This is a genomic window from Pseudomonas sp. CCI1.1 (assembly GCF_034348165.1).
Lineage (GTDB): Bacteria > Pseudomonadota > Gammaproteobacteria > Pseudomonadales > Pseudomonadaceae > Aquipseudomonas > Aquipseudomonas paracarnis.
Map to the genome: position 1 here is coordinate 3,067,548 of NZ_CP133780.1, position 23,493 is coordinate 3,091,040.

Genomic DNA, 23,493 nt, shown 5'->3' on the forward strand with positions numbered 1-23,493 from the left:
TCAAGTCTTTTGATTATTGTGTTGAGAGATTCAATTGGCGCACGGGGCGCACTTCCACACTGCCGACCCGGGCTGCCGGAATGCCGCCAGCCACCTGGAGCGCTTCATTGAGGTCCTTGGCGTCGATCAGGTAGAACCCGGCGAGCTGCTCCTTGGTTTCGGCAAAAGGCCCGTCGGTGATCGACAGCTTGCCGTTGCGCATGCGCACGGTGGTGGCGGTGGTCACTGACTCCAGCGGCTCGGCGGCCAGCATGCGCCCGCTGGCCTGGATGGACTCGGCGTAGGCCAGACATTCCGAGTCGTGGGGGCTGTCGGGCGAGGTGTGCAACGCCTGTTCGTCGCTGTAGATCAAGCACAGGTATTTCATGGCGTTCTCCGTTTTCGGACTACTGACTATAGTTCGCAGTGCTCAAGGTTTCAGGTCGAACAACGCCGTGCCGCTTTGCATATCAAACGGTGCCGACCAGTGCTCGTGCACCACCTTCCATTGGCCATCGATACGCTGGTAGCCGGCAGTCACGCGCATCCAGCAGGCCTTTACCTCGCCGTCCGGCCCGGCGCCGCCGCAGTGGGCCAGCCAGTGGGCGAATGCGCTGTCTGGCGCATCGACGACATGCAATTCATGAAACTCGAAGATGCCGGGGCCGGGGCAGTGCTCCATGCACGCCTCCCAATGCGCGCGGTAGGCCGCCTTGCCCTTGAATTGCAGAGCGGTTACGGCGTCGAACGAGACGATATCGTCGGCGTAAAAGCTGACAATTTTGTCGATATCGCGACTGACGACGGCGTCTTTCCATTGCTCGATCAGGCGCTTGATTGCAGTGCTCATGGCGATGACTCCTTGGGGTGGAAAATCACGGAAGACACCCTTAGTCGAATGGCCCGAAGGGAAATCGACATCCCCCTGAAAAATAATTTCCCGTAGCCCAAACCCGATAAACTGCCACTTCTCTTGCAGCCGTTCGGACAGCCCCATGCCAACCCGCCTCGTTGCCTACGAGGCGCTGAATGCTGTGCAACAACAGCAAGTCGGCGCCATCGAAGTTCACCCTGAACAACTGCCGTTTTGCGGTGATATGTATTGCGCCCTCAATACCCTGCTCGCCAACCCGAGCCCTGGGGTCAAGGGCTTTGCGCTGTTGGTCGACGACCTTCCTGTGGCGTTCTTGCTGCTCAAGCGACCACCGTGCCTGCCTCATTGGGCCGATGAACACAGCGCCACACTCCACGCGCTACAGGTAGACCGGCATCAACAGGGGCGTGGATACGGCAAGATGTGTTTGCAGGCGTTGCCCGCCGTGGCGCGCGAGGCCTGGCCGCAGATCAAGGGGTTGGAGTTGTCGGTGGATGCCCACAACCTGGCGGCAATGGGGTTGTATCTGGGGGCAGGATGGGTGGATCGCGGTGAGGCGTACAAGGGTCGCGTAGGGTATGAGCGCCGGTTGAGCTTCAGGTTTAATCCATAGCGGCAATGTCACGTAAACATGACTTTTAAGCGTGCATGTCGTGTTTACGTGACATCGGGTGCAGTGTCAGCCCCGCTCCCCGATCGGCAGCCAGATTTCCACCGTCCCCGTGCCCTTCCTGGCATCGAAGTCCGCGCTATAGCGCTCGAAATCCGCGCCCATGACTTTGTAGCCCGAGTGCGGCAGCCATTCGAACATGATGCGCTCGTAGGTTTGCTCCAGCGCCTGCACCGGCCCGTAGTGGGGGAACACGGCATAGTTGAGTGGCGGAATTTCGATCACCTCGAAATTGCTTGGCACGTCTTTCCTGGCCGGGACTTCAACACCTGCCAGGTAATCGAATTCGCCGTGATGCGGGTTATGGCACACCCCGTAGGTCACACCGCCGACGCGCTTCTTGATGTCCTTGATGCAGGTATCGAACAACTCCCACAGCCGTGGGATATCGCCCACGGTGGCCTTCGAATATCGCCCTTGTACCCCGGCGATCACCAGGGCCTTACCGGCTTCCAGGCGTGACTCCAACGGTTGTTTTGTCTGCTGATCCATACGAACAGTCTCCTTCTTATGAGGGAACAAACCCGCATCGAGTATAGGGGCATATCCGCGTTGTACTCCATGTAGAAAAATTTCCTACGCATCTGGACAACTGGCCATCATCGCCCTTATTGTCTGCCCCGCAGGCCACCGCAGTGGCCGACGTCGCTCGGACGGTTCCGGGCGCTTACGTACCTCGAGGCAACAATGGCAGACCAAGGTTCGCCGCGCCGCTTTGCGCGCATAGATCGACTCCCCCCTTACGTTTTCAATATCACTGCCGAGCTGAAGATGGCTGCGCGTCGGCGCGGCGAAGACATCATCGACTTGAGCATGGGTAACCCTGACGGCGCCACGCCTCCTCATATCGTGGAGAAAATGGTCACCGTCGCCCAGCGTGAAGACACCCACGGCTACTCCACCTCCAAAGGCATTCCGCGCCTGCGCCGGGCGATTTCGCGCTGGTACAAGGACCGTTACGCGGTGGATATCGACCCTGAGTCCGAAGCCATCGTGACCATCGGTTCCAAGGAAGGCCTGGCGCACTTGATGCTGGCCACCCTGGACCAGGGCGATACCGTGCTGGTGCCCAACCCCAGCTACCCGATTCATATCTACGGCGCAGTGATTGCAGGTGCCCAGGTACGTTCGGTGCCGCTGATACCGGGCGTGGATTTCTTCGCTGAGCTGGAGCGCGCGATTCGCGGCTCGATCCCCAAGCCGAAGATGATGATCCTCGGCTTCCCGTCCAACCCCACCGCGCAGTGTGTGGAACTGGACTTCTTCGAACGGGTGATCGCCCTGGCCAAGCAGTACGACGTGCTGGTGGTGCACGACCTGGCCTACGCCGACATCGTCTACGACGGCTGGAAAGCCCCCTCGATCATGCAAGTGCCCGGCGCCAAGGACATTGCGGTGGAGTTTTTCACCCTGTCCAAGAGCTACAACATGGCCGGCTGGCGCATCGGCTTCATGGTAGGCAACCCGGAACTGGTCAACGCCCTGGCACGCATCAAGAGCTACCACGACTACGGCACCTTCACCCCGCTGCAAGTGGCGGCGATTGCAGCGCTGGAAGGCGACCAACAGTGCGTGAAGGACATCGCTGAACAGTACCGCCAGCGTCGCAATGTGCTGGTCAAAGGCCTGCATGAGCTGGGCTGGATGGTGGAGAACCCGAAGGCGTCGATGTACGTCTGGGCCAAGATTCCCGAGCAGTATGCCGCCATGGGCTCGCTGGAGTTTGCCAAGAAACTGTTATTGGAAGCGAAGGTGTGTGTGTCGCCGGGGATCGGTTTTGGTGAGTATGGCGATGATCATGTGCGCTTTGCGCTGATCGAAAACCAGGATCGGATTCGCCAGGCCGTACGTGGGATTCGCGGGATGTTCAGGGCGGATGCGTTGGTCAGCAAGGCCTGACCTGATCTACCTGAAGAAACCCAATTAATGTGGGAGCTGGCTTGCCTGCGATGCAGACACCTCGGTGTTTCAGATGTACCGAGGTGATGCTATCGCAGGCAAGCCAGCTCCCACATTTTGATCGAGTTGCCGCCACTGCTTTTGTGGTGTGGCTTACACCACCAACGACAGCAACATGATGAAGATCAGCGCCACGATCGACAGAATGGTCTCCATCGCCGTCCAGGTCTTGAACGTCTCGGCCACGGTCATGTTGAAGTACTGCTTGACCAGCCAGAACCCCGCATCGTTGACGTGAGACAGGATCAACGAACCCGCGCCCGTCGCCAGTACCAGCAACTCGCGGTTAACCCCTGGGATCATGCCCACCACCGGCACCACAATGCCCGCGCCGGTAATGGTCGCAACCGTCGCCGAACCGGTGGCAATCCGAATCACCGCCGCCACCAGCCACGCCAGCAGGATCGGGTTGATCTGCGCGTTCACCGCCATATGGCCGATCACGTCGCCCACGCCGCTGGTCACCAACATCTGCTTGAAGCCACCACCGGCACCGATGATCAGGATGATCGCGGCGGTCGGCGCAAGGCTGGCGTCGAGCAGCTTGAGGATCTGCTTGGAGTGGATGCCCTGACGATGGCCAAAGGTGTACAGCGACAACAGCAACGCCAGCAACAGTGCGGTGATCGGGTGGCCGATCATGTCCATCCAGTTACGCACCACGTTGCCTTCAGCGAACGCGATGTCGGCAAAGGTTTTGAGTAGCATCAGGAACACCGGCAGCAGCACGGTGACCAGGGTGATGCTGAAGCTTGGCAGCGACTTGTTATCGGTCTCGCGGGCCAGTTGGTCCACCAGTTCCTGGGACGGGTTGCCCGGGATGTACTTGGCGATGAACGTACCGAAAATCGGGCCGGCGATGATGGCGGTCGGCAGCGCAACGATCAGACCGTACAGGATGGTCTTGCCGATATCGGCACCGAACACGCCGATGGCCAGCAGCGGGCCCGGGTGCGGTGGCACCAGACCGTGCACCGCCGACAAACCGGCCAGCAGCGGGATACCGATCTTGATCAACGACACGCCGGTACGCCGGGCGACAATAAACACCAGCGGGATCAGCAATACAAAGCCGATCTCGAAGAACAGCGGGATGCCCACCAGGAACGCGGCGAACATCATGGCCCACTGGACCTTCTCTTTGCCGAAGGCGCGGATCAGGGTCTGGGCGATCTGATCGGCACCGCCGGACTCGGCCATCATCTTGCCGAGCATCGTGCCCAGCGCGAGGATGATGCCGACAAAGCCGAGCACCCCGCCGAAGCCGTCCTGGAACGCCTTGATGATCTTGTCCACGGGCATACCCGAGGTGAGGCCGAGGAAACCGGCCGCGATGATCAGTGCAATGAACGGGTGCACCTTGAACTTGGTGATCAGTACGATCAACCCGATGATAGTGACTACTGCATCTAGCAGCAGGTAAGACTCGTGGGACATGCCAAACATGGGGGGTCTCTCCTGTTTGTTGTTGTTATTAAAGCGGGTGTTGAACTTCCTGCCGGGGATAGCGCTATCTTTTCCGGCAAAAAATTAATGAGTAGGTTCAAAGCCGTGCTTGCGCCACCAGGTATTGGTCTGCTCGGCCAACTCCTCGACGCTGTCTTCACTGGCGTTCAAGGCCAGGGTCAGCGGCTCGCCCTTGGGCGATTCAAGGGTGGCGAACTGGCTATCGATCAGGCTTGCCGGCATGAAATGGCCGGGGCGGTGAGACACGCGGTCGGCGGCGACTTCGCGGGTCAGTTCCAGGAAGACAAAACCCAGGCCCGGCGCGGCTTCGCGCAAGTGGTCACGGTATTTTTTCTTCAGGGCCGAACAGGTCAGTACAGGATGCTCGCCCGCTTTCAACGCGCGGCGCAGTTCATCGCACAGGATGTCGAGCCAGCCGGCGCGGTCGTCGTCGTTGAGGGGGTGGCCGGCGCTCATCTTTTCGATGTTCGCGGCGGGGTGAAAGCTGTCGCCTTCAATGGCAGTGGCGCCGTTAAGGGCGCACAGGGCTTGGCTGACGCTGGACTTGCCACAGCCGGAAACACCCATGATGACCAGGGCGGTAACAGGTTGACTCATGAAACACCTCAGGACGCAGATAGCGCTACCTTTGCATAGCGTAAGGCTAGTGCAAAAACAGGCTTTTCCCGCGCCGACTTGTCATTTTTATGGAGTGACGCGTGCATCCGTTCCAACAGATTGACTTCAAGAGCTGGACAGGATCAGGCAACCCTTTATCCAAGAATTTGCAGCCCTTTGGAGACAGCGCTACCTTAGTGCCTCGATTTTTGTTTGGCAAGCTGCCTGATGACCTCTAAGAACGATAAAAATACCCGCACGACGGGTCGCCCCACCTTGAACGAAGTCGCCCGCCTGGCTGGCGTCAGTCCGATTACCGCCTCCCGTGCTTTGCGCGGTATCAGCACGGTCGCCACGGAGCTGGTAGAAAAGGTGCAACAGGCCGCCGCCGAACTGAGCTACGTGGTCAACCCCGCCGCCCGCGCTCTGGCCTCGGCGCAGAGCCATTCGGTGGTGGTGCTGGTGCCGTCACTGTCCAACCTGCTGTTTATCGAAACCCTGGAAGCTATTCATCAGGTACTGCGGCCCAAGGGCTTTGAAGTACTGATCGGCAACTCCCATTATTCGCGCGATGAAGAAGAAGACCTGCTGCGCAACTACATGGCCTATCAGCCGCGGGGATTGCTGCTGACCGGGTTTGACCGCACCGAAAGCGCGCGACGAATGGTCGAGGCCAGCAATGTGCCCTGTGTGTACATGATGGATCTGGACCCTAATGCCGGGGTGAACTGCGTGGGCTTCTCGCAACTGGCCGCTGGCGAGACCGCGGCGGCGCACTTGCTGTCCCGGGGGCGCAAGCGCCTGGCCTATATCGGCGCGCAGTTGGATCAGCGCACGTTGTTGCGCGGCGAAGGTTTCCGCCGCGCCTTGCAGCAGGCGGGCATGTACGACCCGGCGCTGGAGCTTTTGACACCACGCCCCTCCTCCGTGGGCCTGGGCGGCGAACTGTTCCTGCAATTGCTGGCAGCGCATCCGGATGTGGATGCGATCTTCTTCGGCAACGACGACCTGGCCCAGGGCGCCCTGCTCGAAGCCCTGCGCCATGGCATCAAGGTGCCTGAACGTGTGGCGGTGCTGGGCTTCAACGACCTGCCCGCTTCCTCATTCATGGTGCCGCGCCTGAGTAGCATCAGCACGCCACGGGAAGCCATCGGGCGTCGGGCGGCGGAGCATTTGCTGACGATCATGGCGGGCAACAAGGTGGCCAAGCCAGTGGTGGATATGGGGTTTGAGTTGCAGGTGCGCGAGAGCACCTGAACGTCGAGCTGAACGCACACAATGTGGGAGCAGGCAAGCTAGCTCCCACCTTTTTCTACCGTGCCCACTTGATAGGTAGGACAGCCGTAGGAAGCGGCTTACATTGCAGTAAGCGCCTTGCTCCGCTGCCTACGCTTACGTCAGAATCCGCCGGCTTGTGCGCCTCGGTGACGGTCTCTAAGGTTTGCCGGTCGCTGAATTTCTCGGTGATCGGGTTTAGTAGCCCGAGTTTGGTCACTCTAAGTGCATAAGCCTGCCCGCGTTAATGGCGGCTGTGCGTAGGGCACTTTCGGGTGCGCCGGCTTTGAGTGTCCACCGGTCTACTAACCTGCGTACAGCTGCCACCCTCGTTTAGTAGCGATACGGCGGCAGCCCATTCCAGGATGCTCTGATGATCAAAAAAATCGATCCGCCGCTAACCACCCTCTTCACGCTCATCCCCGATGTTTCCACTGAAACCCTGCTGGCCAACAGCTACGAAACCGTCTGCTCCGTCAGCACCTTACTGCTCGACCTGTCCGATGACCTCACCGGCAAACACCGTGATGTGGCCCTGGCCATTCATCAATTGAGCGAGCTGAGCGTATTGCTGGTGGGCAAGGCCATGGACCAGCACACACCACGCTGCTGAGGCAATCCACGATCCCTGTGGGAGCTGGCTTGCCTGCGATAGCGGCGTATCAGGCAGTACCTTCATTGACTGACACAGCGCTATCGCAGGCAAGCCAGCTCCCACATTTTCGACCGGGCCCGCTTCACACCCTCGCCGCTGTGCCCGGCGCCTGCTAGATTGGTCATTCTCCAAATGCCAGGGAAGCACCATGGGCCATTCACTGAAAATTTTGGGTCGCACCTCCTCCATCAACGTGCGCAAAGTACTCTGGACCTGCCAAGAACTGGGCATCGACTACGTGCGTGAGGACTGGGGCATCGGCTTCAAGCCCACCCAGTCCCCCGAGTTCCTCGCCTTGAACCCCAACGCGCAGGTGCCGGTGCTGATCGACGACCATGGCGTGCTGTGGGAGTCCAATACCATCTGTCGCTACCTTGTCGGCCTTTATCAGCGCCATGACTTGCTACCCGTTGAGCCTGCCTTGCGTGCACGGGTTGAACAGTGGATGGACTGGCAGGCCACCGAACTCAATCCTTCATGGGGCTATGTGTTCAACGCACTGGTGCGTAAGAACCCGGACTATCAGGACCCGCAACGCATCCAGGCGGGCGTGCAGGCCTGGAATGACAAGATGGCCTTGCTGGAACAACAGTTGACCAAGACCGGCGCCTACGTCGCGGGCGAAGAGTTCACCCTCGCTGACATCTTGATAGGCCTTTCGGTGCATCGGTGGCAGATGACACCCATTGAGCGGCCACCCTACCCCGCCATCGCGGCGTATTACCAACGCCTCAGCCAGCATGCCGGCTTCAAGACCTTCGCCCTCGACGGCCATGACTAAGCGAGCTATTAGGCCTCAGGCCGATGGTCATCACCATTGGTCTGAAAACCACTACCACCTGTCATATTTGACAGTAGACCTGTTTTTCATCTTCACCTATTCATAAGCCAGAGCAAGGCAACGCCTCGCTCATTCCTGGATATGGAGAAGCGGCCATGAGCAAGAAGATCGGTGAGAACGACAAAATTTTCGGCGTAATCGATGGGTGGAACTTCCCATTTGAAACGTCTTACGTCGCCCATTTGAACGGAGAGTCAAATTTCAATTCGACCGTTGGAATCATGTCCGAATCTGGCTTGATAAAAATAAGCATCGACCAAAATATCAAGGCAGGTGAGACCTACGACATCGATGCAACGGGGAGTGATAAAAAAGTAAGGCTTGAGTTTGACGACACGCGACAAGGCGAGTCCGGCAACTATATGGCAACCAGTGGCAAATTCACCGTATTGAAACTGCAAGGCAATATGCTGTCAGCGTCCCTCCACTTTGAGGCGCAAACCGCGCAAGCCCCTCAAAAGAAGATGAGCTTCACCCAAGGCGCTTATAAGGTTGAGGACTTCAAGCACGTCTAGAACATCCACGCACCAGAAGCTGCCTGCCGATAGCAACCTTCGGCAGGACAGCCTTCGCGCCCTCGCGCGATAAACCTCTGAAACAGAGGCGCCGCGCGCAATTAATCGGCGAATGTACGGGCTACCGTCCGCAACTTAACAAACACCGCTTTCCGTTAGCCAGTTAAGATTCCAGGTGACCGACTATGGAATTTATTCATGTCCACACTCCCCGTCTCAGCTACGGACACCCTCGCCCCCCACCGAGCCGCCCACATCAGCGCCCGCATCGACCGCCTGCCCGCCGTCGCCACTATTTGGCGCCTGGTGGCGTTGCTCTCCATCGGCGGCTTTTTCGAGCTGTATGACCTGTTCCAGACCGCCTATATCAGCCCTGGCCTGATCAGCGACGGAATTTTTCATACCGGCAGCGAAGGTGTTTTCGGCTTCTCGGACCAGGCCGCTTTCGCCTCGGCCACATTCCTGGGCCTGTTCCTCGGCGCCAGCCTGCTCAGCCCCATCGCCGACCGCTTCGGGCGACGCGCGATCTTCACCTTTGCGCTGGTCTGGTACACGGTGGCAACGGTGCTGATGGGCATTCAGACCTCGGCCGTGGGCATTATCTGCATGCGCTTTCTGGTGGGCATTGGCCTTGGCATCGAACTGGTGACCATCGATGCCTATCTCTCGGAACTGGTACCTAAGCGCATGCGCAGTTCGGCGTTTGCCTTTGCATTTTTTATCCAGTTTCTGTCGGTACCGGCTGTGGCCTTGATGTCGTGGTGGCTGGTGCCACAGGCGCCGTTCGGTATCGCGGGCTGGCGCTGGGTGGTGCTCTCAAGTGCAGTGTTTGCGCTGTTTATCTGGCAACTGCGCAAGCGCCTGCCAGAGTCACCGCGCTGGCTTGCACAAAAGGGACGCTTCGAAGAGGCCGACACGATCCTGAACAACCTGGAGGCACGCTGCCAAAAGGATCATGGCAAGCCGCTGGACGAACCGGACCCCGAAGCCATCAGCGTGCAGGGCAATGGCCGTTTCGCCGATATCTGGCAGCCGCCCTACCGGCGACGCGCCTTGATGCTGATCGTGTTCCATGTATTCCAAGCCATCGGCTTCTTCGGCTTTGGCAACTGGCTGCCGGCCTTGCTCTCGGGCCAGGGTGTCAGCGTGACCCACAGCCTGCTCTACGCCTTTATCATCACCCTCGCCTACCCGCTGGGCCCGCTGCTGTTCGTCAAGGTGGCCAACCGCTTTGAGAACAAATGGCAAATTGTCGGCTCGGCCATGGGTGCAGTGATCTTCGGCAGCCTGTTTGCCCTGCAAACCACAGCGTTAGGGCTGATTTTCTGCGGGGTGATGATCACCTTCTGCAATGCCTGGCTGAGCTTCAGTTATCACTCCTATCAGAGCGAATTGTTCCCCACCAATATCCGTGCGCGAGCGGTCGGGTTCTGTTATTCGTTCAGCCGTTTGTCCACGGTGTTCAGTAGCCTGTTGATCGGCTTTATCCTAGAGCACCTTGGCACGCCGGGGGTGTTGGCGTTTATCGCCAGCAGCATGTTGATCGTGATGATTACCATCAGTTGGTTCGGGCCGCGTACGCGTAATCTGGCATTGGAAAATATCGCCCATTGACCACCGTCGGCGCTCGATACCGTCCGTCAGCGGAGTGACTCTACTGTCAACTTTGACAGTAGATCGCAACGCCTCAGGCGGTTCTACTGATAATCAGGCGTTCCCGTGGTGGGCCGCCATTGGAAGGTAACCCGGATTGAACATGGAACAGAGCGAACACGCCTCGGCAGGATGGCTTAAATCCACAGGCTTCGAAGGTGAAATAGATACCAGCAACGTCGTATATCGCGAATCCAGTCCCGGACGCTGGATCACTCTGGATGGACGCCAGCCCAGCCAGGGTGGCGACTTTATCGGGATTCAAATCGACTTTCCCAAGGATCAGCCCCCAGGTCCGATCACCGTGCCTCAACCTTGGCCAAAAGACGTTAACGTCAGCTATTTCCGACAAACAGTCTTCGGCCATCGCACCTCCTACCGTGCAAAAAGCGGCACGCTTGACTTGCGCACCTATGACGGGAATACAGGCTCTGCAGCCGGCACTTTCGAAATCACTGCTGAGGTCGAAGGCACGGACCGTTCGTTCAAAGGCTCGTTTGATATTCGCACCGTAAAAAACAGCTAGCCAGCGGCAACGATTGGTCTCTATACGGTCATCGCTTGCCACCTGAAGCGCCCGCCTACCCGCCGCTACATTGACGAGGCCTTTGCCAAGGAAGTATCCGAACGCCTCCAGCAGCAGCAACAACAGCAGGTAGCGGCGAAGACGGCTGACCCACAGGCGCAGGCCGTGAAAGAAACCCTGGCTGCGATCTAGTCGCGCAGGGAATCCAAATGTGGGAGGGGGCAAGCCCCCTCCCACATTTGAATATTCTTTCGCAGGGTATCAGCGCAGGTTTCAATTACTGCAGTTGCAGCGTGGAATTGAACTGACTGATCGCATCCACCACATGCCGCGAGCCTTCCTGGATCTCCAGGATCACCTGCCCCGCTTCATTCGCCAGTTCCACCCCGAGCCCCGTGCGGCTCAGGCTCGACTGCATGCTCGACACCGCGCACAGCGACAGGTCGTGATTCTTGCGCACCACATCCACGATCTCCACCGTGGCCTGGCTGGTGCGTGCCGCGAGACTGCGCACTTCATCGGCCACCACCGCGAACCCACGTCCATGCTCACCGGCCCGCGCCGCCTCAATCGCCGCATTGAGTGCCAGCATATTGGTTTGCTCGGCGATGCTGCGGATGGTCTGCACAATGGCGCCGATGATGTCCGATTGCTTGTTCACCGCATCGATACTCTCGGCAGCCTGGTTGAGGTCACTGGAGATCGCCTCGATGATCTCTACCGTTTGCTGCACCACCTGCGAGCCCTTGCGTGCGCAGGCGTCATTTTGCACCGAGGTGGCGTGGGCCGAATCGGCGGCAGTACGCAGGGTAGTGACCTGGCTGGTAATGTCGCTGGCGAACTTCACCACTTTGTACAGGCGCCCATTCGTGTCGAAGATCGGGTTGTAGGACGCCTCCAGAAACAAGGTCTTACCGTATTTGTTTTTACGCTCGAAGCGATGGGAGTGATATTCGCCGCGATTGAGTGAGGCCCAGAATGCCTTGTAGGCCGGCGACTCCACTTCACTGCGATGACAGAACATGCTGTGGTGCTGGCCGATGATTTCCTCCCGCGTGTACTGCACGGTACGCAGGAAATTGTCGTTGGCATTCAGGATTTGGCCCTGGGGCGTGAACTCGATTACCGCCATGGAACGGCCAATGGCGTCGATGAGGCTCTGGTTTTCGTGTTCATGGTGCACCCGTGCAGAAATATCCGACGCTACTTTGATCACACTGCGTACCTGGTTGTCGCTGTCCAGCACCGGCATGTAACTGGCTTCGAGCCACACCTCCTCGCCATGCTTGTTCAAGCGCATAAAGGTGCCACTGAGCGCCTCGCCTCGCGCCAGATCGCGCCACAACTGGTGGTAGGCATCGGTGTGGGTATACGCCTCCTCGCAAAACAGGCGGTGATGTTTGCCACGGATCTGCTCGATGCTGTAGCCCATGGTTTGGCAAAAACGCTCGTTGGCATTCAGGATCACTCCCGTGCGGTCGAACTCGATCATCGCCATGGAGCGGCTGATGGCGGCAAGCTTGGCGTTGGCTTCGGTAAGGGCACAGGAAAAACGCTGGATCTCTTGCAGGTCGGATTTGTGCTGGCGGTTGAACATGGTCAGATCACCCTGGATTCCCGGCGCCTGGAGGGCGCATTCCATTCATACGTTGGATATTTCTGGTACACCTGCATGGGGAAATAACCATTGGAAACGCTTTATCGGCCAAGCGTCGTTAACGGTTCTGGGTGAGCATAGACAGGCCTTGGCACTCTGCAAGGCCACTAATCCGCCAGCATCACTACTCAGGGATGATCAAGGGGCTTGAAGACAGCCTGCTGCACGTCGACTTTTTTCGGGATCAGGCCGTTGGCAAAAAACAGGTCGGCGGTGCGTTGCTGGTTGGCAATGTCGATGGCCGCCAAGGGGCGGATCGGCTCAGGCGAGCGATGTTCGAAGTAGCTTTTGACCACCGCCGGTTGCAGGCCCAGGGTGCCGGCCATCAGCGTGATGCTCGCGGCAGGCTCATCAAGCGACAGGCGCTGCGCCTTGCCAAGCGTCTGGATAATCGTGGCGATGGCCTCTGGGTGCTGCTTGGCAAACGGGTGGTTGACCACGAAGAAACTGCCCGCAGGGTTCAACCCTTGCCCGTCCCGCAGCACACGTGCCGAGCCGTCGATCACGGCGGCCGAGTAGTACGGGTCCCACACCACCCATGCGTCCACCTTGCCTTGTTCGAACGCGGCGCGGCCGTCGGAAGGCGACAGGTACACCACATTCACATCCTTCCACTGCAACCCGGCGTGCAGCAGGCTTTTGAGGAACAGGTTGTGTGCACTGGAGCCCTTGAGCAATGCCACGCGCTTGCCCTTGAGTTCGGCCACGTTCTGCACGGTGCTGGCCTTGGGCACCAGCACTGCTTCGGCCTTGCCCTCGTTGGGCTCGACGGCAAAATACTGCAAGTCGATCCCGGCCGCCTGGGCGAAGATCGGCGGGATATCGCCAATATTGCCGATGTCCAGGCTCCCGGCGTTGAGCGCTTCGATCAGCGGCGGGCCACCGAGGAATTCGGTCCACTGCACCTGTGTACCGGGCAGTGCGGCTTCGAAGAGCTTGTGCTCACGGGCGAGCACCATGCTGACCGAGCTTTTCTGGTAGCCGATGCGCAGCGTGGAAGGTTCGGCCGCCGAGGTGGGTTGCGCCAGTACCGCCAATGCCAGCAGCGAACTGCCCAGCAGGTGTTTGATTGCTTTCATAAGTTGCCTCTTGGTGGTTCGATCAGATTCAAAGTGAGCACAGGAAGTGTGGGAGCTGGCTTGCCTGCGATGGCGGCCTGTCATGGCCAGAGGTGTTGGCTGGCTCACCGCTATCGCAGGCAAGCCAGCTCCCACATTTGATCGGGGTGGGATTCAAGTCCGGTAACAGCGCGGGCCATGTAGTCACTGACCGAGCGCTGGGAAATCCCCAATTCGGCGGCGATCTGGGGGTACGTCAGGCCGTTGACGCGGGACAGCAGGAACGTCGCCTTGACCTTGGCCGGCAAGCGGTCGAGCGTCTGCTCGACGGCCTGCAGCGCTTCGAGCACTCGGGCCCTGCCCTCCGCGCAGGCCGCATCGTTATCCAGCGCAGCGAGGTAGGCACGCTCCAGGTCACGTCGACGCCACACCTGGTACACCAGGCGCTGGGCAATGGTGGTAAGCAATGCGCGGGGCTGTCGTATCGGCGCTACCTGAGGTGCACTCAAGAGCTGGACAAACGCGTCGACGGCGATGTCTTCGGCGTGGGCACGGGAGTTGAGGTAGCGGTGCAAACGGCTGCACAGCCAAGGGTAATGAATGCGAAACAGGGAGCCCACATAGTCGCTGTGAGCACGATCGGCGCCGGACATAGGGGCTCCTTCTGAGTAGGTTGCGCGGTATGTCCGGTGTTCCGGTGAAGCAATCCTAGCAAGGCTACTTATGCTTTAATAATACTTAAAACGCATTCTTATATAACCTTATTGAAGTACCGAATAGCCGATGCTGGCGGCTTTGCGCTGGTAATCCAACACCACCTGATAGTCATCTTCGCTGGCAGGAAGCACAGCTCGCACACCGAGGGTTTGCGCCACCTGCGGCAGGTCCTGCAACGCCAGGTTCATCGCCTCACGAATCTGCGCCACCTGCCCATCGCTCAAGCCCAGCGCGCCTATGTAAGGCAAAGTCGGGCTCGGCGCGCTGCGGGTGATGACGCGCAGGCCCGCGACCTCTTCGGGGGCGAATCGGGCGAGGTAGTCGTAGGTGACGCTATCGATGGCGGCGAGGTCGGCGCGGCCTTCACGCAGCCAGCGCAAGCTCTCGCGGTGGGCGCCGCTGATGCCGACGCTGGCGAAGAACCGCCCGTCGCGCTGCAACGGCGCCAGACAGTGACGCAGCAGGTTCATGCCGCTGTTGGAGTCGTGGCCGTTGATCACGCCGCGGCTCTGGTAGAACTGCGTCAGGCGGGTACGCGGGTTGTCCGCGCGGGTCAACAGCAGGCTGCAATGTTCGCCGTGGCTGCTGTGGGCCAACTCGTAACGGGGGCGCCCAATGATGCGCACCTGGCCGCGCAGTTGGGTCATCAGCGGGTAGCCGCAGGTTTGGCTGACGAGCAATTGTGGCGCCAGCCACAGGCCGCGCAAGTCGAGGTGGTCGGCGTTAAGACGATGCAGCTTCAAGCGCTCAAGGATGCGCGCCAGCCAGTGTTGATTGGCCTGCTGGATAGGTTCGGGCGCAACGTACATGCGCAGGTCGGCGTAGTACTCACTCATGGTCGCCTCTCAGGCAAACGGGTGCCGGGGACTGTCGATGGCCTTGAGGCCGTGACGGCTGATCAACTGGCCGTAGCCTTGCACCAGGAAGCCACCGCTGCGCACCAGCCACTGCTCGCGCCGGGCACGGTACACCCTGGGCAGCAGGTACCACGGCAACGTTGGCAGATCGTGGTGCACCAGGTGCAGATTGTTGTTGAGAAACAGCCAGGCCCAGGGCCAGGACGCTTCGTTGAGCACTGTGCGGTGTTCCGGCCGCAGATGGGGGCGGTGCTCATAGTAGGAGCGGATCGAAGCCAGGGACAACGCTGGCACGCTGACCAGCAGCAGGTAATGCCACACCGCAAGCGCGCTGTAGGAGGCAATGAAACTCAGCATCAGCACAGTAACGGCGCCGTGAGCCAGCCACATCGGCCATACCTGGGGCAGGCGTTGAAACTCGTGACGGGCCAACCGGCCAATGGCCAACGGCGCAGCCAGCAGGAAGCGGCCAAGCACGGTCTTGGTCAGCCAATGCACGCCACGTTCGAACAGCGAGCTGTCGTCCCATTGCTGCTGATTGAGGTAGCGGCTTTCCGGGTCGATGCCCGGTAGGGTCAGGTTGTCGTCGTTGTGGTGCAACAGGTGGCTGTCGCGGTACAGCGTATAGGGATACCACACCGCGAAAGGCGCATAGCCGAGGAGTTTATTGAGCAACAACGAACGGGTCGGGTGGCCGTGGAGCAATTCGTGCTGCACCGATAGCCACAGGGTCACCAGCGGAATCAGCAGCAACATGCTCAGCCACAGGCCCAGCCACCGGCTGCCAAGGATCACCGCGAACCAGCCGGCATATACGCCGATCAACAGTAGCCAGGTCGGCCATTCGGTTCTTGCCACGAAGGTCGTCGCCAGGGCTTCGATTTCCCGGCGTTGGGTCGGATCAAGGTAATTGGCCATCGGCAGCTCAGAGCAGGTGTTTCCTGCTCTGTGCAATGAGGCGGGAAAATCTTGCAGATCGTTTAGTTCTAAGCGTGTAACTCAGTGACCGAACAGGCCTGCTTCGGATTTTTTGGTCTTCTTGTCCGCGCGTTTTTCATCGGCGGTCTTTGCCGGTTTTTTCTTGGCGGCTTTCTTTGAATCCATACCTTTGGCCATGATGCATGCTCCACTAACAGGGGATGTAGCACTGGGTATACCACCTATTGCCCGGCAGAAGGCGCTTATAATCCCCGGCCCTGGATAATGCTTGTCTGAACCCCATGCCCCCATTGCACATCGAACCGCTGGCAGAGCCTCTGTGGCCACTGCTGAACAAGTTTTACCGCAACCACAATTCGTCGATGAAGGCACTCAAGGGCGGCCGCTTGTGGGTGGCGCGCGATAGCGACATCGTGGCGGGCTTGTGCTTGAGCCCGGTGGTGGGTGGGCAGTGGCTGACGGGGGTGTTTGTGGCGCCGACTTATCGTGGCCAGGGGCTCGCGGCGCGACTGGTTGAAGAGGCCGTGGCGGGTTGTGAGGGGACGGTCTGGTTGCTGTGCCATCCGGACCTGGAAGGGTTGTATCGGGGCATGGGGTTCAGCCAGGACACGGTTTTGCCGCAATCGCTGAGTGAACGGCTGGTGCGTTACAAGCGCAATAAGCCGATGATTGCGATGGGGCTCAATGCCCCAGTCCTGAATAAACACTGATCCCACAGTTGAACTGTGGGCTATTCGTCAGCCGTTGGGTCCAGCTCCGGGAACATCACTTCAATAAACCCGAATTTGCTGAAATCGGTAATCCGCGATGGGTACAACCGGCCGATCAAATGGTCGCACTCATGCTGCACCACCCGCGCATGGAAGCCGTCGGCAAAACGCACAATCGGCTCGCCCTTGGGGTCGAAACCTTCGTAGCGGATCTGCTGGTAACGGTTCACGGCGCCGCGCAGGCCGGGCACTGACAGGCAACCTTCATAGCCCTCTTCCAGTACCGGGCTAAGCGGTGTGATCAGCGGGTTGATCAGAATGGTCTGGGGTACCGGCGGCGCCTCCGGGTAGCGTTCGCTGGCCTCGAAACCAAAGATCACCAGTTGCAGGTCGACACCAATCTGCGGTGCAGCCAGGCCAACACCGCCTACGTGTTCCATGGTCTGGAACATATCGTCGATCAGTTGCCACAACTCGGGGCTGTCGAACATCTCCGGCGGTACCGGCGGGGCGATACGCAGCAGGCGCTCGTCGCCCATTTTCAGGATTTCACGGATCATTGTTCAGGCTCGGTCATGGGCTTGGAGTGGTCCCGGCCTAAGCCAGAGACGTGCTGTTTTTCAGTCGGGGCCGGTTCGCCGATTTCCTTCTGCCCGGGGTCCTTGCCTTCGGCAGACATGTGTTCGATCACGGCGTTCATCTCCGCGCCGAGCAACAGCACGGCAGCGGAGATATAGAAATACAGGAGCAGGACAATAATCGCACCGATACTGCCATACATGGCGTTGTAGTCGGCGAAGGTTTTGACGTAGTAGCCAAAGCCGAGGGAGGCGACGATCCACACCACCACCGCCAATACCGAACCTGGGGTGATAAAGCGAAACTCCTGCTCGACATCCGGCATCACGTAATACATGAGTGCCACGGCGAACATCAGCAGGATCACGATCAATGGCCAGCGCAGGATAGTCCACAGGGTGACGACGAATTCCTGCATGCCGATCTGCCCGGCCAGCCACTCCATGACCTGCGGGCCGAGCACCATCAGCGCGGCAGCAGCCAGCAGCATGCCGGCGATGCCGACGGTGTAGAAAATCGACAGTGGAAAACGCTTCCAGATCGGCCGGCCCTCAACCACGTCGTAGGCGGCGTTCATGGCGCTCATCATAAGGCGCACGCCCGCGGAGGCCGTCCACAAGGCAATCACGATACCGACCGAGAGCAGCCCCCCCTTGGACTGCTGCAGTTGGTCGATCACCGGGTTGACTTGCTCTAGCGCCTGGGGCGGCAACACCAGTTCCGACTGCAGGCGCAGCCAGGTGAAGAAGTCAGGCAGGTGCAGGAAACCGATCAGGGCGATCAGGAACAGCAGAAAGGGGAACAACGAGAACAGCATCTGGTAGGCCAGTGCCGAGGCGTAAGTCGGCATCTCGTCATCGAGAAATTCAGTGACGGTGCGCATCAGCACCTTGTGCAGCTTGAGACCATCGAGTACCGGAAAAATCATAGCGTCTCCTTTCGCCGCAAAGAGATTGAGTTCATGGGCGACTCAGGGGCCGTTTTCTACATCAAAGTAGCCCATTTGGCGACTTTGAAACAATTTCGAAAGTTTAGTTGCAACACCGGATACAAAAACGGCCATCCGTGGATGGCCGTCGGGCTGCTGGGGGCTGCCCGCCAGGACGTGTTACTCAGTGGCTTTTTTCACTGCGTCCTTGGTCTTGCCCACTGCTTGCTGAGCTTCGCCTTTTTTCTCTTGGATCACGCCTTCAGCACGCAGTTTGTCATTGTCTGTGACTTTACCGACGCCTTGCTTGATGTTACCGACAGCTTCGTTCGCCAAGCCCTTTACCTTATCGGAAGTGCTGCTCATGGTATTACTCCTGATAACAATCAAATGGTTTTTGGTCACTACGTAGCGGTTGACCTGAAGCGCAACGGCAGAGTTTCAATTATTTTTGTACGAGCATTTCATCGAAAGCGGCAGGTTTGGCTTTATGTTTCATGTCCAACCCACGAGAATGCCCGGCACATTCAGGCTGCAACGCTGAATAACAGATCCCGTAGGAAGGTTATGAAACTCAATAAAGCACAGGCCATTGCCCGCAGAAACCAGGAACTGGGCGGTGCCGTACTCGGCGTCAACAACTGCCACTTCACCGACCTGGACCGCAAACGCAACATCTGGTGGTTCGACCTGCCGGTGGGGCGTATTGCCGTGGGCCAGTACGAGTGGATCCATCTGTTGATGCACAACGCCGACACCGACCAGTTGTTGCACCTGAAGGTGCCGACCGTGTTCCTGCGTGAAAAACTCGAGGGGCTGGTGGTGCGCAATGCGGGCAAGCGCAAGCCGGAGATTACCCTGGAGTTGAGCGCCGACAAGGATTCGTTCTTGAAGGACGTGCGCCCCGCCGGTGCGGGTGTGAGCTTTGCGCAGTTCGCGCTGTAAGCCCGGTAACCCTGTGGGAGCGGGCTTGCCCGCGATGGCAGTGAGTCAGGCGATACAGCAGTGGCTGGTGTAGCGCTGTCGCAGGCAAGCCCGCTCCCACAGGAGGTAAGTGTTTGGCCAGCGCCCTCATAAAAAACCCCGCATCAGCGGGGTTTTTTATGGGTTACTTTTTAAGACCGAGTTTCTTCAGTTCTTCATCACGCAATTCACGCCGCAGGATCTTGCCCACGTTGGTGGTCGGCAACGCATCACGGAACTCCACGGCCTTGGGCACCTTGTAGCCGGTGACGTTGGCGCGCATGTGTTCCATCACCTGGTCCTTGGTCAGGGTGGCCCCTGGCTTGACCACGATGAACAACTTGATGTGCTCGCCGGATTTTTCATCCGGTACGCCGATGGCCGCACACTGCAGCACGCCCGGCAGGCCCGCCAGCACGTCTTCGAGCTCGTTGGGGTAGACGTTGAAGCCGGAGACCAGAATCATGTCCTTCTTGCGGTCGACGATACGCATGTAGCCGTCTGGCTGGATGATCGCGATGTCGCCGGTCTTCAGCCAGCCCTCGCTGTCGAGCATCTCGTCGGTGGCATCCTGGCGCTGCCAGTAGCCCTTCATCACTTGCGGACCTTTTACACACAGCTCGCCGGTTTCGCCCAGCGCCAGCTCGGTACCGTCGTCGGCGATGACTTTACACGCGGTGGAAGGCACCGGAATGCCAATGGTGCCGATCTGGATGTTCTGGATCGGGTTGACCGTGGCCACCGGGCTGGTTTCAGTCATGCCGTAGCCTTCGCAGATCGCGCAGCCGGTCACGGCCTTCCAACGCTCCGCCGCAGCCAGTTGCAACGCCATGCCGCCCGATAGGGTGACCTTCAGCGCAGAGAAGTCCAGCTTGCGGAAACCTTCGTTGTTGCACAGTGCCACGAACAGGGTGTTGAGGCCGACGAAGCCGCTGAACTTCCACTTCGACAGTTCCTTGACCATCGCCGGCAGGTCGCGCGGGTTGCTGATCAGGATGTTGTGGTTGCCGATCAGCATCATCGCCATGCAATGAAAGGTGAAGGCATAGATGTGGTAGAGCGGCAGCGGCGTGATCAGGATCTCGCAGCCTTCATTGAGGTTGGAGCCCATCAGCGCCTTGCATTGCAACATGTTGGCGACGAGGTTGCGGTGGGTCAGCATCGCGCCCTTGGCCACGCCGGTGGTACCGCCGGTGTATTGCAACACGGCCACATCGCCGCTGGCCGGGCTGGCATCGTTGACCGGCTGGCCATGGCCCTTGGCGAGTACGTCGTTGAACTTGATGGCCTGGGGCAGATGATAGGCCGGGACCATTTTCTTCACGTACTTGATCACGCTGTTGATCAGCACGCGCTTGAACGGCGAGAGCAGGTCGGCAACTTCGGTGACGATCACGTGCTTGACGGCGGTCTTGGGCACGACTTTTTCAGCCAGGTGCGCCATGTTGGCCAGGCAAACCAGGGCCTTGGCCCCCGAATCATTGAATTGGTGTTCCATCTCCCGCGCGGTGTACAGCGGGTTGGTGTTGACCACGATCAGGCCGGCGCGGATGGCACCGAATACAGCGACGGGGTATTGCAGAACGTTGGGCAGTTGCACAGCGATTCGATCGCCAGGCTTCAAGTCGGTATGCTGTTGCAGATACGCGGCGAATGCGCCGGACAATTCGTACAGTTCACCGTAGGTGATTGTCTTGCCCAGGTTGCTGAAAGCCGGTTTGTTGGCGAAGCGCTGGCAGGACTGCTTCAGTACCGCCTGAATATTCGGATACTCGTCTGGATTGATCTGTGCAGCAATCCCGGCGGGGTACTTATCCTTCCAAAAGTCTTCATTCATGGAAGCCCACTCCTCAGCGACGCGAATTCATCATCGCATTTGATGCGATTATTATTGGTGTATGTTTTTAGGTGAGTCTGGCGCTTTCAAGCAGGCCTAGAAGTCACAAAGCGCGCCGAGAGTAGCAGCTTTGCCAAGGGCCGCCTAGAGCCAAAAGAGGGCCCTACAGTCATAAACATGACTCAAGAATATCCAATGGTCACTTTTAGAGCAAAAATTCTATAACGCCAAAAATGGCTCTAGAACAAGCTCTCAAGGGTGCTATATGACAATGTGGGAGCTGGCTTGCCTGCGATAGCGGTGGATCAGTCAATTCAACAGGTGACTGAAACACCGCTATCGCCGGCAAGCCAGCTCCCACATTTTTTGTACCCGGTTTCAACTCAAGCGATGTCGCGCAGCTCGCGGCGCAAAATTTTGCCCACAGGCGTCATCGGCAACGACTCCCTCAACACAATATGCTTGGGCACCTTGTAGCCGGTGAAGTTGGCCTTGCAGTACGTCTTCAGTTCCTCGAGGCTCACCCCCTGGGCCCGTGCCACCACGAACAGCTTCACCGCCTCCCCCGTGCGCTCGTCCGGTACGCCGATCACGGCGCAGTTGGCCACGGCCGGGTGGGCCATGATCACGTCTTCGATTTCGTTGGGGTACACGTTGAAACCCGAGACGATGATCAAATCCTTCTTGCGATCCACAATACTGATGTAGCCATCGGTGTCGATCACCGCAATGTCACCGGTCTTCAACCAGCCATCGGCGTCCAGGGTTTCGGCGGTGGCGGCCGGTTGCTGCCAGTAGCCCTTCATCACTTGCGGGCCCTGGATGCACAGCTCGCCGCGCTCGCCCAACGGCAGTTCTTGCCCCAGGTCATCCACGACCTTCATCGCCGTACCCGGCACCGGGATGCCCACGGTACCCAGGCGCGACAGGCCGCCGTAGGGGTTGGTACTGGCCACTGGCGAGGTTTCGGTGAGGCCGTAGCCTTCGCCGATGGCGCAACCGGTCAGCGCCTTCCAGCGTTCCGCCGTGGCCTTGACCAGGGCGGTGCCGCCGGAGTTGGTGATCTTCAGGTGGGAGAAATCCAGGGTCTTGAAATCCGGGTGGTCCATCAGCGCCACAAACAGCGTGTTCAGCCCCAACAGGCCGGAGAACTGCCACTGCTTGAGCTCCTTGATAAACCCGCCGATGTCCCGTGGGTTGGTGATCAGCACGTTGTGGTTGCCGGAGACCATCATGCACATGCAATTGGCCGTGAATGCATAGATGTGGTACAGCGGCAGCGGTGCAATCATCACCTCCTGCCCTTCCTTGATCAGCGGATGGCCGTCGTCGCCCAGTTGCGACATGCACGCCCGCACCTGCTGCATATTCGCCACCAGGTTGCCGTGGGTGAGCATCGCGCCCTTGGCCAGGCCGGTGGTGCCGCCGGTGTATTGCAGCACGGCGACGTCGTCCAGGGTCACCGGATGGCGCGTCACCCCAAGGCCCGCGCCCATGCGCAGGGCGCGCTTGAACGACACTGCTCGCGGCAGGTGGTAGGCCGGAACCATCTTCTTCACCTTGTCGACCACGGTGTTGACCAGCCAGCCTTTGGCGGCGGGCATGAAATCGCCCATCCTGGCTTCGATCAGGTAGTCGATCTCGGTGTCGGTGCATACCTCCTGCACCCGCGAACCGAACAGGTTGAGGTAGACCAGCGCGCGCACACCGGCGTCCTTGAACTGGTGGCGCATCTCGCGCGGGGTATACAGCGGGTTGGTGTTGACCACGATCAGCCCGGCGCGCAGTGCGCCGAACACCGCCACCGGGTAATGCAGCACGTTGGGCAGCTGCACCGCGATGCGCTCGCCGGGCTTGAGGTCGGTGTGCTGCTGCAGGTAACCGGCAAACGCCGCACTCTGGCGTTCAAGTTCTGCGTAGGTGAGGGTAATGCCCATGCTGCTGAATGCCGGACGGTCGGCAAAGGTCTTGCAGGAACGCTCGAACACCTCGATCACCGACTTGTAGGTGCTGAGGTCGATGGCATTGGGGACTCCCGCCGCGCGTTTGTCATTCCAGAAATCAGGTTGCATTATTCTTGTCCTCTTTACCTGAGTGTGTCCGGCCGCTGCCATGCAGATGTGCAGCAATAAGAAGCGGAGCTTTGGGGAAGTTAGCAGCTATGGCCAAACAGGCAAGACGCTGAACTGTGTCATTGATTGTATGAATCTTGTACCTAAGGCGTAGGCAGATACCCC

The 23,493-nt window shown here is 59.2% G+C and carries 25 protein-coding genes and 1 pseudogene; 10 read left to right on the plus strand and 16 right to left on the minus strand.

Features of this window, described 5'->3' with window-relative positions:
• Window positions 1-13: 13 nt before the first annotated feature.
• On the minus strand, window positions 14-367 hold the full coding sequence (locus RHM69_RS13745) for a YciI family protein (RefSeq protein ID WP_014719635.1): 354 nt from the start codon (window positions 365-367) through the stop codon (window positions 14-16).
• Window positions 368-409: 42 nt separating this feature from the next.
• Complete coding sequence (locus tag RHM69_RS13750; RefSeq protein ID WP_019819316.1) at window positions 410-829, minus strand: YybH family protein; 420 nt, start codon at window positions 827-829, stop codon at window positions 410-412.
• Between the two features lie 145 nt (window positions 830-974).
• Here RHM69_RS13750 and RHM69_RS13755 point away from each other — a divergent pair, with 145 nt between their 5' ends.
• Window positions 975-1,466, plus strand: coding sequence for a GNAT family N-acetyltransferase (locus RHM69_RS13755; RefSeq protein ID WP_014719637.1), 492 nt, complete (start codon window positions 975-977; stop codon window positions 1,464-1,466).
• A 66-nt stretch (window positions 1,467-1,532) separates the two neighbouring features.
• Here the strand turns inward: RHM69_RS13755 and RHM69_RS13760 are convergent, their stop codons facing one another.
• The gene (locus RHM69_RS13760; protein ID WP_032902784.1) at window positions 1,533-2,015 is read right to left on the minus strand and encodes a GyrI-like domain-containing protein; all 483 of its coding nucleotides are present in this window, start codon (window positions 2,013-2,015) and stop codon (window positions 1,533-1,535) included.
• Between the two features lie 195 nt (window positions 2,016-2,210).
• Between RHM69_RS13760 and alaC the strand changes: the two genes are divergently transcribed.
• Window positions 2,211-3,422 (plus strand): alanine transaminase, encoded by a 1,212-nt coding sequence (gene alaC / locus RHM69_RS13765; RefSeq protein ID WP_020303120.1) that lies wholly within the window; start codon window positions 2,211-2,213, stop codon window positions 3,420-3,422.
• 153 nt (window positions 3,423-3,575) lie between these two features.
• Here alaC and RHM69_RS13770 read toward each other — a convergent pair whose 3' ends face one another.
• Window positions 3,576-4,928, minus strand: a complete 1,353-nt coding sequence (locus RHM69_RS13770) for a GntP family permease (protein WP_014719640.1) — start codon at window positions 4,926-4,928, stop codon at window positions 3,576-3,578.
• Window positions 4,929-5,012: 84 nt separating this feature from the next.
• The gene (locus tag RHM69_RS13775; RefSeq protein WP_014719641.1) at window positions 5,013-5,546 is read right to left on the minus strand and encodes a gluconokinase; all 534 of its coding nucleotides are present in this window, start codon (window positions 5,544-5,546) and stop codon (window positions 5,013-5,015) included.
• Window positions 5,547-5,771: 225 nt separating this feature from the next.
• Between RHM69_RS13775 and RHM69_RS13780 the strand changes: the two genes are divergently transcribed.
• The 6 genes from RHM69_RS13780 (at window position 5,772) to RHM69_RS13805 (ending at window position 11,011) form a co-directional block, all read left to right on the plus strand.
• A complete protein-coding gene (locus RHM69_RS13780; protein ID WP_161793224.1) occupies window positions 5,772-6,803 on the plus strand; it encodes a LacI family DNA-binding transcriptional regulator in 1,032 nt (343 codons plus the stop codon).
• 391 nt (window positions 6,804-7,194) lie between these two features.
• On the plus strand, window positions 7,195-7,434 hold the full coding sequence (locus RHM69_RS13785) for a DUF6124 family protein (RefSeq protein WP_014719643.1): 240 nt from the start codon (window positions 7,195-7,197) through the stop codon (window positions 7,432-7,434).
• Window positions 7,435-7,624: 190 nt separating this feature from the next.
• Window positions 7,625-8,257 carry a glutathione S-transferase family protein gene (locus tag RHM69_RS13790; protein ID WP_200599592.1) on the plus strand — a complete coding sequence of 211 codons (633 nt, stop codon included), beginning with the start codon at window positions 7,625-7,627 and terminating at the stop codon, window positions 8,255-8,257.
• Between the two features lie 155 nt (window positions 8,258-8,412).
• Window positions 8,413-8,832 carry a hypothetical protein gene (locus RHM69_RS13795; protein WP_102666861.1) on the plus strand — a complete coding sequence of 140 codons (420 nt, stop codon included), beginning with the start codon at window positions 8,413-8,415 and terminating at the stop codon, window positions 8,830-8,832.
• Window positions 8,833-9,030: 198 nt separating this feature from the next.
• Window positions 9,031-10,446 (plus strand): MFS transporter, encoded by a 1,416-nt coding sequence (locus RHM69_RS13800; RefSeq protein ID WP_032902779.1) that lies wholly within the window; start codon window positions 9,031-9,033, stop codon window positions 10,444-10,446.
• A 142-nt stretch (window positions 10,447-10,588) separates the two neighbouring features.
• Window positions 10,589-11,011 carry a hypothetical protein gene (locus tag RHM69_RS13805; protein WP_019819324.1) on the plus strand — a complete coding sequence of 141 codons (423 nt, stop codon included), beginning with the start codon at window positions 10,589-10,591 and terminating at the stop codon, window positions 11,009-11,011.
• Between the two features lie 277 nt (window positions 11,012-11,288).
• Here the strand turns inward: RHM69_RS13805 and RHM69_RS31080 are convergent, their stop codons facing one another.
• The 6 genes and pseudogenes from RHM69_RS31080 to RHM69_RS13830 form a co-directional block, all read right to left on the minus strand.
• Window positions 11,289-11,858: a methyl-accepting chemotaxis protein gene (locus RHM69_RS31080; protein WP_371103969.1), complete on the minus strand. Its 570-nt coding sequence runs from the start codon at window positions 11,856-11,858 to the stop codon at window positions 11,289-11,291.
• Window positions 11,832-12,653: pseudogene (locus tag RHM69_RS31085) on the minus strand (PAS domain-containing protein); the annotation flags it as partial. The gene RHM69_RS31080 and the pseudogene RHM69_RS31085, both read right to left, overlap by 27 nt.
• Window positions 12,654-12,796: 143 nt before the next feature.
• Window positions 12,797-13,747 (minus strand): aliphatic sulfonate ABC transporter substrate-binding protein, encoded by a 951-nt coding sequence (locus tag RHM69_RS13815; RefSeq protein ID WP_019819326.1) that lies wholly within the window; start codon window positions 13,745-13,747, stop codon window positions 12,797-12,799.
• A gap of 110 nt (window positions 13,748-13,857) precedes the next feature.
• Window positions 13,858-14,379, minus strand: coding sequence for a sigma-70 family RNA polymerase sigma factor (locus RHM69_RS13820; protein ID WP_019819328.1), 522 nt, complete (start codon window positions 14,377-14,379; stop codon window positions 13,858-13,860).
• 108 nt (window positions 14,380-14,487) lie between these two features.
• A complete protein-coding gene (locus tag RHM69_RS13825; protein WP_014719651.1) occupies window positions 14,488-15,279 on the minus strand; it encodes a phosphate/phosphite/phosphonate ABC transporter substrate-binding protein in 792 nt (263 codons plus the stop codon).
• Between the two features lie 9 nt (window positions 15,280-15,288).
• A complete protein-coding gene (locus RHM69_RS13830; RefSeq protein ID WP_200599582.1) occupies window positions 15,289-16,218 on the minus strand; it encodes a fatty acid desaturase in 930 nt (309 codons plus the stop codon).
• Between the two features lie 302 nt (window positions 16,219-16,520).
• Here RHM69_RS13830 and RHM69_RS13835 point away from each other — a divergent pair, with 302 nt between their 5' ends.
• Window positions 16,521-16,949: a GNAT family N-acetyltransferase gene (locus tag RHM69_RS13835; protein ID WP_019819336.1), complete on the plus strand. Its 429-nt coding sequence runs from the start codon at window positions 16,521-16,523 to the stop codon at window positions 16,947-16,949.
• Window positions 16,950-16,969: 20 nt separating this feature from the next.
• On the opposite strand, the gene def is transcribed toward RHM69_RS13835, so the two are convergent.
• The 3 genes from def to RHM69_RS13850 all read right to left on the minus strand — a co-directional run bounded on the left by def (window position 16,970) and on the right by RHM69_RS13850 (window position 18,822).
• Window positions 16,970-17,509 (minus strand): peptide deformylase, encoded by a 540-nt coding sequence (def, locus tag RHM69_RS13840; RefSeq protein WP_014719654.1) that lies wholly within the window; start codon window positions 17,507-17,509, stop codon window positions 16,970-16,972.
• Entirely contained in the window at window positions 17,506-18,456 is a 951-nt protein-coding gene (locus RHM69_RS13845) for a YihY/virulence factor BrkB family protein (protein ID WP_060766490.1), read from the minus strand. Before RHM69_RS13845 ends, def begins: the two co-directional genes overlap by 4 nt.
• Window positions 18,457-18,636: 180 nt before the next feature.
• Window positions 18,637-18,822 (minus strand): CsbD family protein, encoded by a 186-nt coding sequence (locus tag RHM69_RS13850; RefSeq protein ID WP_003193737.1) that lies wholly within the window; start codon window positions 18,820-18,822, stop codon window positions 18,637-18,639.
• A 201-nt stretch (window positions 18,823-19,023) separates the two neighbouring features.
• Between RHM69_RS13850 and RHM69_RS13855 the strand changes: the two genes are divergently transcribed.
• Window positions 19,024-19,401 carry a hypothetical protein gene (locus RHM69_RS13855; protein WP_003193739.1) on the plus strand — a complete coding sequence of 126 codons (378 nt, stop codon included), beginning with the start codon at window positions 19,024-19,026 and terminating at the stop codon, window positions 19,399-19,401.
• 163 nt (window positions 19,402-19,564) lie between these two features.
• Here RHM69_RS13855 and fadD1 read toward each other — a convergent pair whose 3' ends face one another.
• Both fadD1 and fadD2 read right to left on the minus strand, forming a co-directional pair.
• Window positions 19,565-21,256, minus strand: coding sequence for a long-chain-fatty-acid--CoA ligase FadD1 (fadD1, locus tag RHM69_RS13860; RefSeq protein ID WP_014719656.1), 1,692 nt, complete (start codon window positions 21,254-21,256; stop codon window positions 19,565-19,567).
• A gap of 383 nt (window positions 21,257-21,639) precedes the next feature.
• Window positions 21,640-23,328, minus strand: coding sequence for a long-chain-fatty-acid--CoA ligase FadD2 (gene fadD2 / locus RHM69_RS13865; RefSeq protein ID WP_060766489.1), 1,689 nt, complete (start codon window positions 23,326-23,328; stop codon window positions 21,640-21,642).
• Between the last annotated feature and the right edge of the window lie 165 nt (window positions 23,329-23,493).

Excerpts from the sequence above, each read along its gene's own strand:
- RHM69_RS13745 (WP_014719635.1), bottom strand. The coding sequence starts at position 367 with ATGAAATACCTGTGCTTGATCTACAGCGACGAACAGGCGTTGCACACC.
- RHM69_RS13750 (WP_019819316.1), bottom strand. The coding sequence starts at position 829 with ATGAGCACTGCAATCAAGCGCCTGATCGAGCAATGGAAAGACGCCGTC.
- RHM69_RS13755 (WP_014719637.1), top strand. The coding sequence starts at position 975 with ATGCCAACCCGCCTCGTTGCCTACGAGGCGCTGAATGCTGTGCAACAA.
- RHM69_RS13760 (WP_032902784.1), bottom strand. The coding sequence starts at position 2,015 with ATGGATCAGCAGACAAAACAACCGTTGGAGTCACGCCTGGAAGCCGGT.
- alaC (WP_020303120.1), top strand. The coding sequence starts at position 2,211 with ATGGCAGACCAAGGTTCGCCGCGCCGCTTTGCGCGCATAGATCGACTC.
- RHM69_RS13770 (WP_014719640.1), bottom strand. The coding sequence starts at position 4,928 with ATGTTTGGCATGTCCCACGAGTCTTACCTGCTGCTAGATGCAGTAGTC.
- RHM69_RS13775 (WP_014719641.1), bottom strand. The coding sequence starts at position 5,546 with ATGAGTCAACCTGTTACCGCCCTGGTCATCATGGGTGTTTCCGGCTGT.
- RHM69_RS13785 (WP_014719643.1), top strand. The coding sequence starts at position 7,195 with ATGATCAAAAAAATCGATCCGCCGCTAACCACCCTCTTCACGCTCATC.
- RHM69_RS13790 (WP_200599592.1), top strand. The coding sequence starts at position 7,625 with ATGGGCCATTCACTGAAAATTTTGGGTCGCACCTCCTCCATCAACGTG.
- RHM69_RS13795 (WP_102666861.1), top strand. The coding sequence starts at position 8,413 with ATGAGCAAGAAGATCGGTGAGAACGACAAAATTTTCGGCGTAATCGAT.
- RHM69_RS13800 (WP_032902779.1), top strand. The coding sequence starts at position 9,031 with ATGTCCACACTCCCCGTCTCAGCTACGGACACCCTCGCCCCCCACCGA.
- RHM69_RS13805 (WP_019819324.1), top strand. The coding sequence starts at position 10,589 with ATGGAACAGAGCGAACACGCCTCGGCAGGATGGCTTAAATCCACAGGC.
- RHM69_RS13815 (WP_019819326.1), bottom strand. The coding sequence starts at position 13,747 with ATGAAAGCAATCAAACACCTGCTGGGCAGTTCGCTGCTGGCATTGGCG.
- RHM69_RS13820 (WP_019819328.1), bottom strand. The coding sequence starts at position 14,379 with ATGTCCGGCGCCGATCGTGCTCACAGCGACTATGTGGGCTCCCTGTTT.
- RHM69_RS13825 (WP_014719651.1), bottom strand. The coding sequence starts at position 15,279 with ATGAGTGAGTACTACGCCGACCTGCGCATGTACGTTGCGCCCGAACCT.
- RHM69_RS13830 (WP_200599582.1), bottom strand. The coding sequence starts at position 16,218 with ATGGCCAATTACCTTGATCCGACCCAACGCCGGGAAATCGAAGCCCTG.
- RHM69_RS13835 (WP_019819336.1), top strand. The coding sequence starts at position 16,521 with ATGCCCCCATTGCACATCGAACCGCTGGCAGAGCCTCTGTGGCCACTG.
- def (WP_014719654.1), bottom strand. The coding sequence starts at position 17,509 with ATGATCCGTGAAATCCTGAAAATGGGCGACGAGCGCCTGCTGCGTATC.
- RHM69_RS13845 (WP_060766490.1), bottom strand. The coding sequence starts at position 18,456 with ATGATTTTTCCGGTACTCGATGGTCTCAAGCTGCACAAGGTGCTGATG.
- RHM69_RS13850 (WP_003193737.1), bottom strand. The coding sequence starts at position 18,822 with ATGAGCAGCACTTCCGATAAGGTAAAGGGCTTGGCGAACGAAGCTGTC.
- RHM69_RS13855 (WP_003193739.1), top strand. The coding sequence starts at position 19,024 with ATGAAACTCAATAAAGCACAGGCCATTGCCCGCAGAAACCAGGAACTG.
- fadD1 (WP_014719656.1), bottom strand. The coding sequence starts at position 21,256 with ATGAATGAAGACTTTTGGAAGGATAAGTACCCCGCCGGGATTGCTGCA.
- fadD2 (WP_060766489.1), bottom strand. The coding sequence starts at position 23,328 with ATGCAACCTGATTTCTGGAATGACAAACGCGCGGCGGGAGTCCCCAAT.